The following is a 610-nucleotide window of genomic DNA, read 5'->3' on the forward strand; positions in this document are numbered from 1 at the left end:
CGTCAGCCGTGAGTACACTCGTACACCGCCCGTCTGGACGACACGCTTGCCGACTTCCAACGACTCCTGCACAACTGGAAACGCCTGTCGTTCGGCCGCGACTTGGTCAGCGGTGTAGGCAGGAGCGCTCCGATCGTAGCTGGTATAGCCGGCACCGCGCCACTGGGCGACGCGCGAGTCAATATCAACAGCGCCTGCCGCATACAGTGCGTCGCGTACACGCTCGCTTGCGGATTCGTCTTGCACGTCCACCGACAAGAGCGCACCGCCGCGACGAACCGCTTCTTGATAGTGGCCGACTTCCTCGGGACGGTCGTCGTCGCCAAAAAGGTTCTTGAAGAAGTGTTCGATACGTCCCATCGCGCCTTCGTGCTGCTCGCCGGTACCGCTAGTCGTCACATCGCGCGTGGCCGTGTCGGTACCGAGAGTAGAACCGGCATCGTTCGCGTGCACGCTCATGTCGGAACGGGCGACGCCTTCTGCTTCGAGGCGATTCTGTGCAGCCTCGGCGTCTTGAAAACTATCGAATATCCCAATGATGGTTTGAGTCATAGCAGCATCTCCATAAAAAGGCCTACGCTAAGCCGGGAATGTTGCGCGTGCGCTGGTT

Annotated in this window: 1 pseudogene; it reads right to left on the minus strand. The window is 60.2% G+C overall.

The features are described 5' to 3' along the window. A pseudogene (locus QCE79_RS33430) lies at positions 1–552 on the minus strand (general stress protein); the annotation flags it as partial. Positions 553–610: the final 58 nt, after the last annotated feature.

Origin of the sequence: Caballeronia sp. LZ003 (assembly GCF_031451465.1) — a bacterium.
In the GTDB taxonomy this organism is placed as follows: Bacteria; Pseudomonadota; Gammaproteobacteria; order Burkholderiales; family Burkholderiaceae; genus Caballeronia.